Source organism: Embleya sp. NPDC050493 (assembly GCF_044458105.1).
In the GTDB taxonomy this organism is placed as follows: Bacteria; Actinomycetota; Actinomycetes; order Streptomycetales; family Streptomycetaceae; genus Embleya.
This window is the reverse complement of the sequence record NZ_JBITHP010000002.1, coordinates 722,532-736,981: the sequence shown is the minus strand read 5'-3', so window position 1 is coordinate 736,981 and position 14,450 is coordinate 722,532. Positions and strand designations below refer to the sequence as shown.

Below are 14,450 nucleotides of genomic sequence, written 5' to 3'. Positions count from 1 at the left end.
CCGCTCACCATGTTTGGTTGTGCGTCCTACAGGTGCGCCATCAGAGCCGGGAGCAGGTCGCGCAGGGTCTGACCGTGCGCGGGCTCGCCGATCGCGGCCATCTTCCAGGCGGTGCCGTGCCGGTAGAGCTTGGCCATGATCTGGCCGGTGTAGTTGCCACCGCCGGAGAGCGTGTAGCGCGCCAGCTCGGTGTTCGTGGTCTCGTCCACGATCCGGCAGAACGCGTTCTCGATCTCCTGGAAGGTCTGCCCCTGGAACGAGCTGACCGTGAAGATGATCTGGTCCACGTGCACCGGCACGCGGGACAGGTCCACGAGGATCGACTCGTCGTCACCGTCACCGTGCCCGGTCAGGTTGTCGCCGGTGTGGCGAACGGACCCGTCCTTGCTGGTGAGCTGGCCGAAGTAGCAGACGTCGACCGGCTGGTTCTCGGCGAAGAGCACACACGACGCGTCGAGGTCGACCTCCTTCTCCCGGCTGCCGAACAGGCCGCGGCGCTTGATGGCGTCCCATCCCAGGCCCATCCGGACCATGGTCAGCTCGCCACCACCCGGCTTGTCGAGTGAAATCCTCTGGCCCTTGGACATGTTGACGGCCACTGGCGACGTCTCCCCTCACAGATTTGGTCACGCGGCTCGCGAACGCCGTCCCGTGGTCGGGGCGGGCCCACACTGGCCGCAGAGTAGTCCTCGGGAGTCGCCGGTGTCCCGGCGAGCCCCTCGGTGACATTCAGGATCACGAACCTACCGGTCAAGACGTACGGACTTCGCAGGCCGTTCCCTCATGTCCGTGATCCGTCCCGGACATCGTGCTACGCGATGCCCGCGGCCTTCATCCCGCGCAGCTCCTTCTTCAGCTCCCCGACCTCGTCGCGCAACCGCGCGGCCAGTTCGAATTGCAGTTCGGAGGCCGCGGCGTGCATCTGCTCGGTCATCACCCGGATCATGTCCGCGAGATCGGCCGCGGGCAGATTGTCCGTCGCCGCCTTCTTGCCCAGCGAGGGCACCGGCGCCTTCTGCCGACCCTTGTTGCCGGCCAGCAGATCGGCGGTGTCCGCGTCCTCGCGCGAAATCGAGTCCAGGATGTCCACGATCTTCTTGCGCAGCGGCTGCGGGTCGATGCCGCGCTCGGTGTTGTACGCGATCTGCTTGGCCCGGCGACGGTTGGTCTCGTCGATCGCCTTGGCCATCGACGGGGTGATCTTGTCCGCGTACATGTGCACCTGGCCGGACACGTTGCGCGCCGCACGGCCGATGGTCTGGATCAGCGACGTGCCCGAGCGCAGGAAGCCCTCCTTGTCCGCGTCCAGGATGGACACGAGCGAGACCTCGGGCAGGTCCAGGCCCTCGCGCAGCAGGTTGATGCCGACCAGCACGTCGTACTCGCCCAGCCGCAGCTCGCGCAGCAACTCGACCCGGCGCAGCGTGTCGATGTCGCTGTGCAGGTAGCGCACCCGCACACCCTGCTCCAGGAAGTAGTCCGTGAGGTCCTCGGACATCTTCTTGGTGAGCGTGGTGACCAGGACCCGCTCGTCCTTCTCGGCCCGGGTGCGGATCTCGTGCAGCAGGTCGTCGATCTGGCCCTCGGTCGGCTTGACCACGACCTCGGGGTCGATCAGGCCGGTCGGGCGGATGATCTGCTCGACCACCGCATCCGCCTTGGCCAGCTCGTACTTGCCGGGGGTCGCGGACAGATACACCGTCTGGCCGACCCGCTCCAGGAACTCCTCCCACTTGAGCGGGCGGTTGTCCATCGCGGACGGCAGCCGGAAGCCGTGCTCGACCAGCGTGCGCTTGCGCGACGCGTCGCCCTCGTACATCGCGCCGATCTGCGGCACGGTCACGTGCGACTCGTCCAGTACCAGCAGGAAGTCCTCGGGGAAGTAGTCGAGGAGTGTGTTCGGCGCGGTGCCGGCCTCGCGGCCGTCCATGTGCCGCGAGTAGTTCTCGATGCCGGAGCAGGTGCCGATCTGGCGGAGCATCTCGATGTCGTACGTGGTCCGCATCCGCAGCCGCTGGGACTCCAGCACCTTGCCCTGCTTGTCCATCCGGGCGAGCGTCTCCTCCAGCTCCCGCTCGATCCCGGCGACCGCCCGCTCCATGCGCTCGGGGCCGGCCACGTAGTGGGTGGCGGGGAAGACGTAGAGCTCGTCGTCCTCGCTGACCACCTCGCCGGTGAGCGGGTGCAGCGTCATCAGCGACTCGATCTCGTCGCCGAACATCTCGATCCGCACGGCCAGCTCTTCGTACACCGGGAAGATCTCGATCGTGTCGCCGCGCACCCGGAAGGTGCCGCGGGTGAACGCGATGTCGTTGCGGGTGTACTGGTTGCCGACGAAGCGGCGCAGCAGCGCGTCGCGCTCGATCTCCTCGCCGACTCGCAGCCGGACCATCCGGTCGACGTACTCCTGCGGGGTGCCGAGGCCGTAGATGCAGGACACGGAGGCGACCACGACCACGTCGCGGCGGGTCAGCAGCGAGTTGGTGGTCGAGTGCCGCAACCGCTCGACCTCCTCGTTGATCGAGGAGTCCTTCTCGATGTAGGTGTCCGTGGTCGGGACGTACGCCTCGGGCTGGTAGTAGTCGTAGTACGAGACGAAGTACTCGACTGCGTTGTTGGGCAGCAGCTCACGAAACTCGTTGGCGAGCTGGGCCGCGAGGGTCTTGTTGGGCGCCATGACGAGGGTCGGCCGCTGGAGCCGCTCGATCATCCACGCGGTCGTCGCCGACTTCCCGGTGCCGGTCGCACCGAGCAACACCACATTCTTGTCGCCCGCATTGACGCGCTGTTCGAGAAGATCGATCGCCTGCGGCTGGTCACCGGACGGCCGATAGGGACTGACGACCTCGAAGGGCGCCACTTTGCGTTCGAGATCGGTAATGGGTCGCACGAGATACACGTTACGGGTCTCCACCGACAAACGGCGTGGACGCCGTTTGTCGGTGGAGACCCGTAAGGTGCCGGCGGCCGTCGAGTGCGGCCACGTCGCAGGCCGCGGGGCTCGATCGCGCCGCGCCGCCGCCGGAAAACCCGCAGCCTCCGCACCGAACGCAACGGGTGGAGCGGCTGGGTACACCGACCAAGGCCGACCGAGACGCGGCCGCGCCCTCAGTCACCCGTCAACCGCTCCCACAGCGCCAGCACCTGCGGCTCCAACGCCGAAAGCGGCCCGTCGTTGTCGATCACCACATCCGCGATCGCCAACCGCTCGGCCCGAGTGGCCTGCGCACCCATGCGGGCGAGCGCGTCGGCCTCCGGCATGCCCCGCAGGCGGACCAGCCGATCGAGCTGGGTCTCCGGGGAGGCGTCCACGACCACGACCAGGTCGTACAGCTTCGCCAGATCGTTCTCGGCCAGCAGCGGCACGTCGTTGACCAGCACCGCATCGTCGCCGGCCGCCGCCGTCAGCTCCGCGGCCCGGGCCCCGACCAGGGGGTGCACGATCGCGTTGAGCGCGGCCAACCGCTCCGGCGAACCGAAGACGATCCGGCCCAGGCCCGGGCGGTCCAGCGAGCCGTCCGGCAGTAGCACCGATTCGCCGAATTCCGCCACCACCGCCGCCAGCCCGGGCGTGTCCGGGGCCACCACCTCGCGGGCGATCCGGTCCGAGTCGATCACCACCGCGCCCAGCTCGGCGAGCCGCCGCGCCACCTCGCTCTTGCCCGCGCCGATGCCACCGGTGAGCCCGACGTTGCCCCTGCTGCCCATGCCGCGCCCCTCGTACGTCTTCGGGTGGACCAGAACCGGGCCACGGTAGGCCAGGCGACCCCAGGGTAGAAGGGGACGCCTCCCGCACACACACGGGAGCCCGCCCCGGACACACCGGGACGGGCTCGGCCGCGACGAACCGCGGGTCGGAGGTAGGGACCGCGGGTCAGATGTTCAGCTTGCGGAAGATCGGCCGCGGCACGTGCCGCAGCGCGGACATCACGAAGCGGAACTGGCCCGGGACCCAGACCACGGACGACTTGCGGCGCAGGCCCTTGACGATCGCCTCGGCGACCGCCTCCGGCGTGGTGGCCAGCGGTGCCTCCGGCAGGCCCTCGGTCATCTTGGTCCGCACGAAGCCCGGCCGCACGACCATCACGTGCACGCCGGTGCCGTGCAGCTTGTCGCCCAGGCCCTGGGCGAACGCGTCCAGGCCGGCCTTGGTGGATCCGTAGATGAAGTTCGACTTGCGGGCCCGCTCGCCGGCCACCGACGAGATCACCGCGAGCGCGCCGTGGCCCTGCCGGGACAGCGCGTTGGCCGCGGCCAGCCCGGCCGAGACGCCGCCCACGTAGTTGACCTGCGCGACGCGCGCGGCGGCGGCCGGGGACTTCTCGTCCGCGTCCTGGTCGCCCAGCACGCCGAAGGCGAGCAGCACGACGTCGATGTCACCGGCGGCGAAGACCTCGTCGACGGTCTTCTCGTGGTCGTCGGTCTCGGCCGCGTCGAAGCCGACCACCTCGACCGTCGCACCGAGGCCGCGCAGCTGTTCGGCGGCCGTGTCCAGCGCGGCGGAGGGGCGGCCGGCGAGCACGACCCGCCGAACCCGCTCGGCGACCATCGCGCGGGCCGTGGTCAGCGCGATCTCGGAGGTGCCGCCGAGAACGAGCAGGGACTGCGGTGCGCCCAGGGCGTCTTTCACGGTGTGTCCTTCACAAGTGGTTCACGAGAAGACGAAAGGGGGGTGGGTCAGAGCCCGAGTCGGCGGGCCTGATCGGAGACGAAGATCCCGTCCGGGTCGACCTTGGCCCGCACCTCGCGGAACCGCTCCAGACGCGGGTACATCCGGGCCAGGTCGGCCGGGTCCATCCGCGAGTCCTTGGCGAGGTAGAACCGGCCCTCGTTGGTCAGCACGATCTCGTCGAGTTGCTTGAGCAGCCGGGCCAGGCCGGGCGTGTTGGTCGGGAAGTCGAGGGTCAGCGTCCACCCCGGCTTGGGGAAGGACAGGAAGCCCTCGTTGCCGGGTCCGAAGCGCTTGAGCACCGTGAGCGAGGAGGGCGCGCCGTGCGCACTGATCGTCTCGACCGCCTTGACCAGCCCGTCCTCGCGCCCGAACGGCACCACGAACTGGTACTGGAGGAAGCCGGTCCGCCCGTAGACCCGGTTCCATTCCTGGACCAGGTCCAGCGGGTGGAAGAACCCGGTGATCGACTGCAGTTGGCCGACCTTGTGCTTGGGCGCCTTGCGGTACCACAGCTCGTTGAACAGGCCCATGGTGAGCTTGTTCGGCAGCCGACCCGGCACCAGGTCCGGGACGGTCAGCAGCGAGCCGGTGCGAAATCGCAGCGGGTCCCGGCGCTTCTTCGCGGGCAGGTCGTCGAGCGCGGCGAACTCGCCGCAGGTGAGCACGCAGCGGCCGAGGTTGGGGCCCTTGGCCAGGCAGTCCAGCCACGCGACGGTGTAGGTGTACTTCTCGTCCGTCTCGGCCATCAGCGCCATGGCCTCGTCGAGGTTCTTCGTCCGGTCGGTGTCCACCGACGCGAGCGAGGTCTCGATGGGCGTCATCCGGATGGTCGCGGACAGGATCAGGCCGGTCAGGCCCATGCCGCCGGCGGTGGCCCAGAACAGCTCCGGGTCGCCCTCGGGGGTGATCGTGCGTTCGGTGCCGTCGGCCATCAACATGTCGATGGACGACACGTGGTTGCAGAAGCTGCCGTCCGCGTGGTGGTTCTTCCCGTGCACGTCCGCGCCGATCGCGCCGCCCACGGTGACCTGCCGGGTGCCCGGGGTGACCGGCACGAAGAAGCCGAACGGCACGAACAGTTCGATCAGCCGGTCCAGACTCACCCCGGCCTCGCAGGTGACCAGGCCGCGCTCCAGGTCCACCGCGAGGATGCGGTCGAGGCCGGTCATGTCCAGGACGGTGCCGCCGGCGTTTTGTGCCGGGTCGCCGTACGAGCGGCCCAGGCCGCGGGCGATCACCCCGCGCGAGGTGCGTTGCCCCAGGGCGGTCGCGACCTGGTCGCGGGTGGTGGGGCGCACGACGTCGGCGAAGGAGGGGGCGGTGCGTCCCCAACCGTTCAGGCTTACCCGCCGAGCGGTGGGGCGTGCGTCGGCCGACGGGCCGTCAGACATGGAAAACTCCCAGAACAAAGGTGAGAAGCCAGGCGAAGCCAAGGCCGACGAGGACCTTGTCCCTGAGAAGAACGTCCTCGGGGGATCCCGCGGTTCCGGCGTCGACGTAGACGGCGTAGCGCAGGAACGCGAATCCGAACGGGATCAGCGACAACTGGTGCCAGGCCAGCGTGGAATCGCCCTCGGGGATCTGGAATGCCCACAGGGAGTAGGTGAGCAGCGTCACCGAGACCGCCATCTGCCACACGAAGCGCAGGTAGGTGATCGAGTAATTGGCCAGCGAGGCGCGCGTCTTGGCCGCCTCCTCGCCCATCAGGACCATCTCCGAGTAGCGCTTGCCCGCGACCATGAACAACGACCCGAAGCCCGCCGTCAGCAGGAACCAGCGCGACAGCGGCAGTTCGGACGCGGTACCGCCGGCCATCGCCCGGAACAGGAAGCCCGAGGCGACCATGGCCAGGTCGAGCACGACCACGTGCTTGAACGAGAAGCAGTACGCGACGTTGAGCACCACGTACAGGCCCAGCACGAGCGCGGTCCCGGGGTTGCAGAGCAACACCCCGAGTACGACCGCGGCGATGCCCAGGATCGGCCCCAGCACCCACGCCAGCTTGACCGGCACCACGCCGGAGGCGATCGGGCGGTTGCGCTTGGTGGGGTGCTCACGGTCGGCCTCGACGTCGAACGCGTCGTTGACGTAGTAGATCGCCGAAGCCGCCAGGCAGAACAGCATGAACATGATCGCGGTGTGGCCGAGGACGTAGCCCTCGTCCAACCGCCCGGCCGCGAGCGGCGCGGCGAACACGAGCACGTTCTTGACCCACTGCTTGGGCCGGGCCAACTTCAGCAGGCCACCCGCGAGTCCACCGCGCGGAGGCCGCGTCGGTGCCTCGACCGCGGACGCGGTCGCGGTGGCGACCGCGGCCTCGCGCGCATCGAGTGGCGATTCGATTTCGGATGTACTCAAGACTCAGAACCCTTTCGGACGCTGTGCGCGACGGGCCCAGGCTCGACCCAAGCCGCCGGCGGCGAGACCCATGGTCGCGCCGGCGGCCACGTCGGACGGATAGTGGACGCCCACGACGAGCCGCGAGAAACACGTCGCAGCGGCGGCCGTACCCGTGACCGCGGTGGGCAACAGGCCGTGGAACGCCACGGCGGCGGCGGCAGAGGACACCGAGTGCGAGGACGGGAAGCTGTGTCGGCCCGCGGTGCGCACCGTCGGCTCCAGGCCCGGTATGGCAGGCCGGGGACGGCGCACGACGCGCTTGACCACCATGCTGGCCGCGTGCGCGCCGGCAACCGTGGCGGTGGCCCGCAGCCACTCGTGCCGACGACCGCGGTCCACGGCCGCGCCGACCAGGCCGGCCGCGAGCCAGACACCCGCGTGCTCGCCGGCGAACGACAGCGCCTTGCTCGTGCGCTGGACGACCGGATGACCGGTGCGTCCGCGTACTCCGCGGTACAGGGCGACGTCGGACGCGCCGACCGTCTTGACTACCTGCCCGGTGGCGAACGCCCCACCAAAGGCCATCGATATCCTCATTCCTGCTGCACGTCGAATGGGCGCCCTGCCCCGAAGTCCGGGGGCCTGCGTGCTTCGGCGGTCGTCCCGACCGCCACACGGGCCACTTCCATACGAGCCCGGCGCATGGCACCAATGAGTCAGGGTACGCGAACCGAGCATGGGCCCTTCGCCGCGCCGCCCCGGCGACCACCGCCCCCGGCGCGAGGTGACCGCGCTCGCGCGATACCTCTTCGTTCCTGGTCAGACGTTGTCAAACGGGTGGCCGCGCCCGTGCGCCGGGCGGCCTTTCGTGACGGAACTGTGGCAGACCCGCAGCCTGCGCGATGCCGGGCCGATGCACAAGCGCGTCCTGGGACCGGGCCCGGCACGCACACGGGGGGGTCAGCGCAGCGGCGCCGGGGAGAACCCGCCCGCCACGATGCGCGCCGGCGCGCCGCCCCCGTCGGCCGGCACCGACCACACGTCGGTGGCCGCGCCCGCCCCGGTCGCCAGCGCGTAGCCGACCGTGCGCTCGTCCAGCCAGACCGCCTGGTCGTCCACGCTGCGAGTCTCCGCGAGCGGTGTCTCGCGCATCGTCGCCAGGTCGAGCACGTGCAGGCGCCACGGGTTGCGGGTGCTCTGCGAGACCTTCTTCTTGAACACCAGGCGGGTGCCGTCCGGGGACAACGAGGGGCACTCGACGTTCTCCCGCAGCACCGTCATGGTGCGGGCCCGCAGGTCGCCGCGGACCAGGTAGGTGCGGCCGGAGGTGTTGGTGGACAGCGTGGCGTAGAAGGTGTTGTCGTCGGCGGTGAACGTGACGCCCCAGAAGTTGCGATCGGGCGACTTGAGTTCCTTGCCGTCCCGGGTGGTGGTGAAGTCCTCCAGGTTCGCCGCCATGGCACCGGTGTGCGTGTCCAGGATCGAGGTCCGGGTGGAGAACGTCATCGACGCGTACGAATCGCCGTAGACGAACACCGTCCACGAGGCCATCCGGCCCGAGGCCGACACGCGCGCCCGGTTGGGCGTGCCCGCCAGTTCGACCCGGCGCACCTGGCGCAGGTTCGCGTCCAGGACCAGCGCCACGTTGGTCCTGGTGATCCCGCCCTCGGTGGCCAGGCAGACCGCGGTGCCGCCGGCCGCGTAGACCCGATCGCAGGAGCGCTCGCCCACCGTGCGCGGCCCACCGGGATCGCCGGCCGCGACGGTGGCCAGCCGGCCGTACCCCGGGCCCGACTCGGTGCTGCGGAACAGCAGCCGCGGCGCCCCGACCAGGGTCAGCGGCGGCCCGCCCGGCGCGGTGCCGGAGCCGCCGTGCAGCCGGTCGTCCTCGCGCTTGACCGCGTACACCGTGTATCCGATCGCGATCCCCGCGAGCAGGATCAGAACCAGCCCGAAGATCAGGATCCGCCCCCTGGTCAGGGCCGGTTTCACCGGTGCGTCAACGGACATCGGCCACCTCCTCGACCCGGCCCGCCGCGCGCATCCGGCCACCCGCGAGGGCGAGCGCGGAGCCGAGTAGGGCCACCGCGAGTGCGACGGCCAGGATCCGGATCGCGCCGGCCGGCCCCCACCCGGTCCACAGCGCGCCGAAGATCATCGAGGACGCGAACCGACCCGCGGCCTGCCCGGTCTGCACGACCGCCAGCCCGCCGGCCCGGCCCGACGCCGGCAACCGCGCGCCCACCGCCGCCGAGAGCACGCCGTCGGTGGCCGCGTAGAACACCCCGTGCAGCGCGAGCACCGAGATCAGCAACCCGACCCCGCCGAGCGGACCGCCCAGCAGCAGGTACGCCGCGAGCAGCACGCCGTGCCCGGCCAGGAACACCCGCCGCCGGCCCACCCGGTCGGCGAGCCTGCCCAGCGGCAGCGCGAGCACCAGGTAGACCCCGGCGGTGCCCAGGGGAAGCAGAGGGAACCAGTGCGGCTCGATCTCCAGTCGGTGCTGGAGCAGCAGGTAGACGAAGGCGTCGCTGACCGTGACCAGGCCGAGCACGGCCGCGACCGCGCACAACCGGCGATAGGGCCGATCCCGCAACAGCCGCAGTCCGTCCCGCCATCCGGGCCGCTGCTCGATCGGGTCGCGGTGGTCGCGCACGAACAGCACCAGCATCGCGACACCGACCAGGCCCACGCAGAAGCTCACCACGAACACCGCGTCGTAGGCGGTGCCCACCGCGGCCAGGATGGCGAACGCCACGAGCGGCCCGGTGAACGCGCCGACGGTGTCCAGCGCACGGTGCACGCCGAACGCACGCCCCTGCGCCTGCGGGCTGCTGGAGAGTGAGATGAGCGCGTCCCGGGGGGCGGTGCGCAGCCCCTTGCCCGCCCGGTCGGCCGCCAGCACCGCGCCGATGCCCGGCACCGAGGCACCGACCAGCGGCAGTCCGAGCTTGGCGACCGCGGACATCCCGTAGCCGGCCACGGCAACCCGCTTGCGCGCGGCGAACCGGTCGGCGAGGTGCCCGCCGACCAGCCGCAGGAAGACCGTGACGCCGGAGTACAGGCCGTCCAGGAAGCCGAATTGCAGCATGGTCAGGCCCAGGCCGGTGACCAGGTAGACCGGCATCACGGCGGTGACCATCTCCGAGGAGACGTCGGTGACCAGGCTGACCATGCCGAGCGCGATCACGTTGCCGGTGACCACCGCACCGGCTCCGGACACGGGCCGCGCGGAAACCGCCTCGCTCGCCGCTTCCGGACGACCCGACGAGAGGTACACCCCCGCACCCTCCCCAGGCTGCCGTGCAACCGCCCCCGACCCCCGGGGCCTGTTCTTCGATCCCACCGAGCACCACGACGCGGGACTGGAAACAGACCCTAGTCCCGTTCGTGCTCTCGCACCGGGAAAGCCGAAAGGCCCCACCTCCCCGAGGGGGGGTGGGGCCTTTGCATCCGCCGGTATCGCTACCGGCGGATCACATCGAGCACTGCTTCGGCGGGGCCGACCGAGGTCAGCTCTGGCCGCCGGCCAGCTTCTCGCGGAGCGCGGCGAGCGCCTCGTCGGAGGCCAGGGCGCCACCGGTGGTGTCGGCCTCGACCTCGTCGTCACCGCCCGAGGAGTACGCGCCGGCGGCTTCGCCGGCCACGGCCTCCGCCTCGGCCTCGCGAGCCTTGACGACCTGCTGCTGGTGCGACTCGAAGCGCGCCTGGGCGTCGGCGTACTGCTTCTCCCACTCCTCGCGCTGCTTGTCGAAGCCCTCGAGCCAGTCGTTGGTCTCCGGGTCGAAGCCCTCGGGGTAGATGTAGTTGCCCGAGTCGTCGTACGTCGCGGCCATGCCGTAGAGGGTCGGGTCGAACTCGGCCGTGGCCGGGTCCGCGCCGAACGCCTCGTTGGCCTGCTTCAGCGAGAGGCTGATGCGGCGACGCTCGAGGTCGATGTCGATGACCTTGACGAAGATCTCGTCGCCGACCTGGACGACCTGCTCCGGGATCTCCACGTGGCGCTCGGCCAGCTCGGAGATGTGCACCAGGCCCTCGATGCCCTCGTCCACGCGGACGAACGCACCGAACGGAACGAGCTTGGTGACCTTGCCGGGAACGACCTGACCGATCTGGTGCGTCCGGGCGAACTGCTGCCACGGGTCTTCCTGGGTCGCCTTCAGCGACAGGGAGACGCGCTCGCGGTCCATGTCCACGTCGAGGACCTCGACGGTGACTTCCTGGCCGACCTCGACAACCTCGGACGGGTGGTCGATGTGCTTCCAGGACAGCTCGGAGACGTGCACGAGACCGTCGACGCCGCCGAGGTCCACGAACGCACCGAAGTTGACGATCGAGGACACGACGCCCGTGCGGACCTGACCCTTCTGCAGGGTCGTGAGGAAGGTCTGACGCACCTCGGACTGGGTCTGCTCGAGCCAGGCACGGCGGGACAGGACCACGTTGTTGCGGTTCTTGTCCAGCTCGATGATCTTGGCTTCGAGCTCCTTGCCCACGTACGGCTGGAGGTCACGCACACGACGCATCTCGACCAGCGAGGCCGGGAGGAAGCCGCGGAGGCCGATGTCCAGGATGAGACCACCCTTGACGACCTCGATGACGGTACCGGTGACGATGCCGTCTTCTTCCTTGATCTTCTCGATGGTGCCCCAAGCGCGCTCGTACTGAGCCCGCTTCTTCGAGAGGATCAGGCGGCCTTCCTTGTCCTCCTTCTGGAGAACCAAGGCCTCGATGTGGTCACCGACAGTGACAACCTCGTGGGGGTCCACGTCGTGCTTGATGGAAAGCTCGCGGGACGGGATGACGCCTTCGGTCTTGTAACCGATGTCGAGCAGGACCTCGTCCCGGTCGACCTTGACGATCACGCCATCCACGATGTCGCCGTCGTTGAAGTACTTGATCGTCTCATCGATCGCTGCGAGGAAGTCTTCCTCGGAGCCGATGTCGTTGACCGCCACCTGCGGGGTGGTGCTGGGCGTGGCCTCGGTGCTGCTCGTCATGTGGGTAAGGGCTCCGGGTACGGACAGAAGTCGTTTTCAAACACGCTTGTGGACCCGGTTTCGCCCCCGACGCCCGCGACCATGCAAGAGGATGGCGTGGGATCGACAAAGGTGAGCGCGACCTGCTCCGTCTGAGTTCACGCAGGCCCGCGGCGCAACTTGCAGCATACGGGGCCGACCGGGTGCGGTCAACGCGCACGGGATGCATGGGGTCAACCGGGACGTCCCGAAGGGAGTACCCTACGCGCGTCCGTGCCCGCCCGCAGTGTCTGGAGCCCTGTGAACCGCCCCACTTCCCACGACCCGCACGCGTCCCTCGCGGCGCGGTACGTCGACCCGGACGAACTCGACGACGGCGACGACGCGGTGCGGCGCAAGGTGGGCCTGGTGGAGAGCGTGCGGGCGGGCCGGCAGTGGTGGGACGCGAACGCCGACGAGTACCAGGTCGAGCACGGCGACTTCCTCGGCGACGCGCGCTTCACATGGTGCCCGGAGGGGCTGGACGAGGACCGCGCCGAGCTGCTGGGCCCGGTCCAGGGGCGCACCGTCCTGGAGGTCGGCGCGGGTGCGGCGCAGTGTTCGCGCCGGCTGCTCGCGCGCGGCGCCTTCCCGATCGCGCTGGACCTGTCCCTGCGTCAGCTCCAGCATTCGCGGCGGCTGGACGCCGAGCACGGCACCCGGGTGCCGGTGGTGCAGGCCGACGCGGCGCGACTGCCGTTCGCCGACGCGAGCTTCGACCTGGCGTTCTCCGCGTACGGCGCACTGCCGTTCAGCCCGGACGGCGCGGGCATCATGCGCGAGGTGTTCCGGGTGTTGCGGCCGGGCGGGCGCTGGGTCTTCTCGATCACCCACCCGGTGCGCTGGGCCTTCCCCGACGAGCCGGGGCCGGCCGGGCTGACCGCGGTGACCTCCTACTTCGACACGACGCCGTACGTGGAGCAGGACCACACCGGACGGGCGACCTACGTCGAGCAGCACCGCACGCTGGGCGACCGGGTACGCGAGGTGGTCGGCGCGGGCTTTCGCCTCACCGACCTCGTGGAACCGGAATGGCCGCAGGACCTGGAGTCGGTCTGGGGCGGCTGGAGCCCGCTGCGCGGCCGGCTGTTGCCGGGCACCGCGATCTTCGTGTGCGACAAGGACTGATCGCTAACGGGTGACCTCGCCGGCCACCGGCGTGGCCCGGGCCGCGTCGGTCCCGGTGGTGTCCTCGGTCGGCCGGGCGGGGGACGGCTTCGGGCGGGATTTGTGGTCGGCGACGAATTGCAGCGCCACGGCGAGCAGGAAGAGGACGACGCCGAGCACCAGCAGGGCCAGGGGGATGGTGTCGTGGACGGCGCGGAGCTTCTCGCTGTGGCTCCTGGCGTCGGCGATCAGCTTCTCCGACCACGCCGGGCGGGGGATGAACGTGCCCTCGAAGACCTTGGTGACCACCGGCTTGGCGTTCGGGTCGTCGGCGGGCGGGGAGGTGCGCAGTTCCTCCTTGCGGGTCTCCTCCACGTACACCGGGATGCCGGTGACCGGCTCGACCCACATCTTGCGGGTCGCGGTGTACCAGAGCTGCATGCCCTCCTTCTCGATCGCGACCGGGTCCAGGCCGCCCGGGAGCTGCTTGGGCATCGGGATCTTCATCCACGGCACCTCCTGCTCGAAGCGGTAGGTCCGCAGCCCACCGCGCTTCTCGGTGCCCTTGTACGAGATCACGTTCGCGCTGTGCGCCTGTGAGTCGTAGTAGTTGTAGTCGCGCTTGCCGGTGAAGAACGGCCACTTGTAGGCGAGCCCGGTGTGCGCGGCGGGGGCGCCGTCGACCGATTCGCCGCAGCAGTTCCGGGGAATCTGGCCGGCCGCCTCGAACGCGTAGCGTTCGGGGAGTTGGGTGACCACTTTGCCGGTGCTGTCCAGCACGGCCAGGTTCAGGTCCCACACCACCGTGCCGCCCTCGGCCGCCTTCGCGTCCGGTCGGATCGTCTGGATCGCGGTGACCTTGGCCTTGCCCGGCCCCTCGGGCGCGCCCAGGAGGGTGGCGTTGTTCGCGTCCAGCACCACGACCCGGTAGGCGTCCTCGCCCGCCAGCGCCTCGGCGACCAGTTTCGGGAAGACGAACTCGCGCAGCAGCGGCGCCATGGCCACGCAGAACACTGCCGCGACCAGCAGGATCAAACCGGACTTACGACGCATCGAGGTGGACCCCTTGACGATGGAACCGGGTACGGATTCGCGCCGCCGCTCGGGAACGCCGCATCCGGGTCAGGGGTGCGCGGGCGGGCTGGTGACCTGGAGCGGCTCGTGCACCGGCGCGGGATCACCCACGGCGCACGCGTTCAACGCGAACGCGGCTCCCACCGCCAGGAGCAGCCCGACCACGACCGCTGCGAAGGAACGCATGTGGCGGTCCCACCTTCCTGCTGCTGCCTCGGCCGTCGCACCGGACGGTCGAC

General features: G+C 70.1%; 13 protein-coding genes. 1 reads left to right on the top strand and 12 read right to left on the bottom strand.

Annotation, left to right across the window (positions count from 1 at the left end; translation table 11 throughout):
• Positions 1 to 26: 26 nt before the first annotated feature.
• The 10 genes from ACIBM5_RS06515 to rpsA form a co-directional block, all read right to left on the bottom strand.
• On the bottom strand, positions 27 to 599 hold the full coding sequence (locus tag ACIBM5_RS06515; protein ID WP_391582564.1) for a TerD family protein: 573 nt from the start codon (positions 597 to 599) through the stop codon (positions 27 to 29).
• Positions 600 to 811: 212 nt separating this feature from the next.
• Entirely contained in the window at positions 812 to 2,890 is a 2,079-nt protein-coding gene (uvrB, locus tag ACIBM5_RS06510; RefSeq protein ID WP_396005686.1) for an excinuclease ABC subunit UvrB, read from the bottom strand.
• A 218-nt stretch (positions 2,891 to 3,108) separates the two neighbouring features.
• Positions 3,109 to 3,708, bottom strand: a complete 600-nt coding sequence (gene coaE / locus ACIBM5_RS06505) for a dephospho-CoA kinase (protein ID WP_391582566.1) — start codon at positions 3,706 to 3,708, stop codon at positions 3,109 to 3,111.
• Positions 3,709 to 3,874: 166 nt separating this feature from the next.
• The gene (locus ACIBM5_RS06500; RefSeq protein WP_391582567.1) at positions 3,875 to 4,630 is read right to left on the bottom strand and encodes a decaprenylphospho-beta-D-erythro-pentofuranosid-2-ulose 2-reductase; all 756 of its coding nucleotides are present in this window, start codon (positions 4,628 to 4,630) and stop codon (positions 3,875 to 3,877) included.
• Positions 4,631 to 4,677: 47 nt separating this feature from the next.
• Complete coding sequence (locus tag ACIBM5_RS06495) at positions 4,678 to 6,063, bottom strand: FAD-binding protein (protein WP_391582568.1); 1,386 nt, start codon at positions 6,061 to 6,063, stop codon at positions 4,678 to 4,680.
• The gene (locus ACIBM5_RS06490; RefSeq protein WP_396005685.1) at positions 6,056 to 7,030 is read right to left on the bottom strand and encodes a decaprenyl-phosphate phosphoribosyltransferase; all 975 of its coding nucleotides are present in this window, start codon (positions 7,028 to 7,030) and stop codon (positions 6,056 to 6,058) included. The genes ACIBM5_RS06495 and ACIBM5_RS06490 overlap by 8 nt, the downstream gene beginning before the upstream one ends.
• A gap of 3 nt (positions 7,031 to 7,033) precedes the next feature.
• Positions 7,034 to 7,597 carry a phosphatase PAP2 family protein gene (locus ACIBM5_RS06485; protein WP_396005684.1) on the bottom strand — a complete coding sequence of 188 codons (564 nt, stop codon included), beginning with the start codon at positions 7,595 to 7,597 and terminating at the stop codon, positions 7,034 to 7,036.
• A 375-nt stretch (positions 7,598 to 7,972) separates the two neighbouring features.
• Positions 7,973 to 9,022 (bottom strand): hypothetical protein, encoded by a 1,050-nt coding sequence (locus ACIBM5_RS06480; protein WP_396005683.1) that lies wholly within the window; start codon positions 9,020 to 9,022, stop codon positions 7,973 to 7,975.
• Positions 9,012 to 10,292: an MFS transporter gene (locus tag ACIBM5_RS06475; RefSeq protein ID WP_396005682.1), complete on the bottom strand. Its 1,281-nt coding sequence runs from the start codon at positions 10,290 to 10,292 to the stop codon at positions 9,012 to 9,014. Before ACIBM5_RS06475 ends, ACIBM5_RS06480 begins: the two co-directional genes overlap by 11 nt.
• 232 nt (positions 10,293 to 10,524) lie before the next feature.
• A complete protein-coding gene (gene rpsA / locus ACIBM5_RS06470) occupies positions 10,525 to 12,012 on the bottom strand; it encodes a 30S ribosomal protein S1 (RefSeq protein WP_391582573.1) in 1,488 nt (495 codons plus the stop codon).
• Positions 12,013 to 12,291: 279 nt separating this feature from the next.
• Between rpsA and ACIBM5_RS06465 the strand changes: the two genes are divergently transcribed.
• On the top strand, positions 12,292 to 13,158 hold the full coding sequence (locus ACIBM5_RS06465) for a class I SAM-dependent methyltransferase (protein ID WP_391582574.1): 867 nt from the start codon (positions 12,292 to 12,294) through the stop codon (positions 13,156 to 13,158).
• A 3-nt stretch (positions 13,159 to 13,161) separates the two neighbouring features.
• On the opposite strand, the gene ACIBM5_RS06460 is transcribed toward ACIBM5_RS06465, so the two are convergent.
• Together ACIBM5_RS06460 and ACIBM5_RS06455 are read right to left on the bottom strand one after the other, a co-directional pair.
• Complete coding sequence (locus ACIBM5_RS06460) at positions 13,162 to 14,190, bottom strand: DUF3068 domain-containing protein (protein ID WP_396005681.1); 1,029 nt, start codon at positions 14,188 to 14,190, stop codon at positions 13,162 to 13,164.
• Positions 14,191 to 14,259: 69 nt separating this feature from the next.
• On the bottom strand, positions 14,260 to 14,397 hold the full coding sequence (locus tag ACIBM5_RS06455; RefSeq protein ID WP_391582576.1) for a hypothetical protein: 138 nt from the start codon (positions 14,395 to 14,397) through the stop codon (positions 14,260 to 14,262).
• Between the last annotated feature and the right edge of the window lie 53 nt (positions 14,398 to 14,450).

Bases quoted from the DNA above. Each gene is read 5' to 3' on its own strand.
- coaE (WP_391582566.1), bottom strand. From the start codon at position 3,708: ATGGGCAGCAGGGGCAACGTCGGGCTCACCGGTGGCATCGGCGCGGGC.
- ACIBM5_RS06485 (WP_396005684.1), bottom strand. From the start codon at position 7,597: ATGGCCTTTGGTGGGGCGTTCGCCACCGGGCAGGTAGTCAAGACGGTC.
- rpsA (WP_391582573.1), bottom strand. From the start codon at position 12,012: ATGACGAGCAGCACCGAGGCCACGCCCAGCACCACCCCGCAGGTGGCG.
- ACIBM5_RS06460 (WP_396005681.1), bottom strand. From the start codon at position 14,190: ATGCGTCGTAAGTCCGGTTTGATCCTGCTGGTCGCGGCAGTGTTCTGC.
- ACIBM5_RS06455 (WP_391582576.1), bottom strand. From the start codon at position 14,397: ATGCGTTCCTTCGCAGCGGTCGTGGTCGGGCTGCTCCTGGCGGTGGGA.
- ACIBM5_RS06480 (WP_396005683.1), bottom strand. From the start codon at position 9,022: ATGTCCGTTGACGCACCGGTGAAACCGGCCCTGACCAGGGGGCGGATC.
- ACIBM5_RS06495 (WP_391582568.1), bottom strand. From the start codon at position 6,063: ATGTCTGACGGCCCGTCGGCCGACGCACGCCCCACCGCTCGGCGGGTA.